The sequence below is a fragment of the Aeromonas piscicola genome, assembly GCF_000820005.1.
Classification (GTDB): Bacteria; Pseudomonadota; Gammaproteobacteria; order Enterobacterales; family Aeromonadaceae; genus Aeromonas; species Aeromonas piscicola.
In genome coordinates this window covers 1-3,065 of record NZ_CDBL01000074.1, presented here as the reverse complement: position 1 = coordinate 3,065, position 3,065 = coordinate 1, and the positions used below count along the sequence as shown (strand labels likewise).

The following is a 3,065-nucleotide window of genomic DNA, read 5'->3' as shown; positions in this document are numbered from 1 at the left end:
TGCTCTTTAACAATCTGGAAAGCTGATTTAAAAAGTAGTTCTCAAACATTTGTTACAAGTGCTTTGGAAACTTCTTGGCGAAAACCAAAATTTATTTTGGTCCTTGTTGTACGACAACAAGTCGCGTCGTTTCGACGACACTTCTTGGGGTTGTATGGTTAAGTGACTAAGCGTACATGGTGGATGCCTTGGCAGTCAGAGGCGATGAAGGACGTACTAACCTGCGATAAGCTGTGAGAAGTCGGTAAGAGACGCTATTACTCACAGATTTCCGAATGGGGAAACCCACCCAGCACAAGCTGGGTATCTATTACTGAATACATAGGTAATAGAGGCGAACCGGGAGAACTGAAACATCTAAGTACCCCGAGGAAAAGAAATCAACCGAGATTCCCTCAGTAGCGGCGAGCGAACGGGGATTAGCCCTTAAGTTTCTTGGAAGTTAGTGGAATGGTCCTGGAAAGGCCAGCGATACAGGGTGATAGCCCCGTACATGAAAACGACCTTGAAGTGAAATCGAGTAGGGCGGGACACGTGACATCCTGTCTGAATATGGGGGGACCATCCTCCAAGGCTAAATACTCCTGACTGACCGATAGTGAACCAGTACCGTGAGGGAAAGGCGAAAAGAACCCCTGTGAGGGGAGTGAAATAGAACCTGAAACCGTGTACGTACAAGCAGTGGGAGCCCTTCGGGGTGACTGCGTACCTTTTGTATAATGGGTCAGCGACTTACATTTTGTAGCGAGGTTAACCGTATAGGGGAGCCGTAGGGAAACCGAGTCTTAACTGGGCGTCTAGTTGCAAGGTGTAGACCCGAAACCGGGTGATCTAGCCATGGGCAGGTTGAAGGTTGAGTAACATCAACTGGAGGACCGAACCCACTAACGTTGCAAAGTTAGGGGATGACCTGTGGCTGGGGGTGAAAGGCCAATCAAACTCGGAGATAGCTGGTTCTCCCCGAAAGCTATTTAGGTAGCGCCTCGGACGAATACTACTGGGGGTAGAGCACTGTTTGGACTAGGGGGTCATCCCGACTTACCAACTCCATGCAAACTCCGAATACCAGTAAGTAATATCCGGGAGACACACGGCGGGTGCTAACGTCCGTCGTGAAGAGGGAAACAACCCAGACCGCCGGCTAAGGTCCCAAAGTTCTGGTTAAGTGGGAAACGATGTGGGAAGGCTCAGACAGCTAGGATGTTGGCTTAGAAGCAGCCATCATTTAAAGAAAGCGTAATAGCTCACTAGTCGAGTCGGCCTGCGCGGAAGATGTAACGGGGCTCAAACCAGGCACCGAAGCCGCGGATTCACACTTATGTGTGAGTGGTAGGGGAGCGTTCTGTAAGTCTGCGAAGGTGTATCGAGAGGTATGCTGGAGATATCAGAAGTGCGAATGCTGACGTAAGTAACGATAAAGGGGGTGAAAAGCCTCCTCGCCGGAAGACCAAGGGTTCCTGTCCAACGTTAATCGGGGCAGGGTGAGTCGACCCCTAAGGTGAGGCCGAAAGGCGTAATCGATGGGAAGCAGGTTAATATTCCTGCACGACTTGTAATTGCGATGGGGGGACGGAGAAGGCTAGGTGGGCCAGGCGACGGTTGTCCTGGTGAAAGTGCGTAGGTGGTGTTTCTAGGCAAATCCGGAGACACAACACTGAGACACGAGACGAAGCCACTACGGTGGTGAAGCCATTGATGCCCTGCTTCCAGGAAAAGCCTCTAAGCTTCAGATTACAAGTCATCGTACCCCAAACCGACACAGGTGGTCGGGTAGAGAATACCAAGGCGCTTGAGAGAACTCGGGTGAAGGAACTAGGCAAAATAGAACCGTAACTTCGGGAGAAGGTTCGCTCTTGACAGTGAAGTCCCTTGCGGATGGAGCAGTTGGGAGTCGCAGTGACCAGATGGCTGGGACTGTTTATCAAAAACACAGCACTCTGCAAACACGAAAGTGGACGTATAGGGTGTGACACCTGCCCGGTGCCGGAAGGTTAATTGATGGGGTTAGCGCAAGCGAAGCTCTTGATCGAAGCCCCGGTAAACGGCGGCCGTAACTATAACGGTCCTAAGGTAGCGAAATTCCTTGTCGGGTAAGTTCCGACCTGCACGAATGGTGTAACCATGGCCATGCTGTCTCCACCCGAGACTCAGTGAAATCGAATTCGCCGTGAAGATGCGGTGTACCCGCGGCTAGACGGAAAGACCCCGTGAACCTTTACTACAGCTTGGCACTGAACATTGAACCTACATGTGTAGGATAGGTGGGAGGCTTTGAAGGCGTGACGCCAGTTGCGCTGGAGCCGTCCTTGAAATACCACCCTTGTATGTTTGATGTTCTAACGCAGGTCCCTGAATCGGGATCGCGGACAGTGCCTGGTGGGTAGTTTGACTGGGGCGGTCTCCTCCCAAAGAGTAACGGAGGAGCACGAAGGTTGGCTAATCCTGGTCGGACATCAGGAGGTTAGTGCAATGGCATAAGCCAGCTTAACTGCGAGACGGACAGGTCGAGCAGGTACGAAAGTAGGTCATAGTGATCCGGTGGTTCTGAATGGAAGGGCCATCGCTCAACGGATAAAAGGTACTCCGGGGATAACAGGCTGATACCGCCCAAGAGTTCATATCGACGGCGGTGTTTGGCACCTCGATGTCGGCTCATCACATCCTGGGGCTGAAGTCGGTCCCAAGGGTATGGCTGTTCGCCATTTAAAGTGGTACGCGAGCTGGGTTCAGAACGTCGTGAGACAGTTCGGTCCCTATCTGCCGTGGGCGTTGGATGATTGAAGGGAGTTGCTCCTAGTACGAGAGGACCGGAGTGAACGAACCTCTGGTGTTCGGGTTGTCACGCCAGTGGCACTGCCCGGTAGCTAAGTTCGGAATCGATAACCGCTGAAAGCATCTAAGCGGGAAGCGAGCCCTGAGATGAGTCATCCCTGACCCCTTGAGGGTCCTAAAGGGCCGTTGGAGACCACAACGTTGATAGGTGGGGTGTGTAAGCGCGGCGACGTGTTGAGCTAACCCATACTAATTACCCGTGAGGCTTAACCATACAACACCCAAGAAGTGTT

The 3,065-nt window shown here is 52.1% G+C and carries 1 rRNA gene; it reads left to right on the top strand.

The features are described 5' to 3' along the window. Nucleotides 1-156: 156 nt before the first annotated feature. Nucleotides 157-3,046 (top strand): 23S ribosomal RNA (locus BN1128_RS19690). Nucleotides 3,047-3,065: the final 19 nt, after the last annotated feature.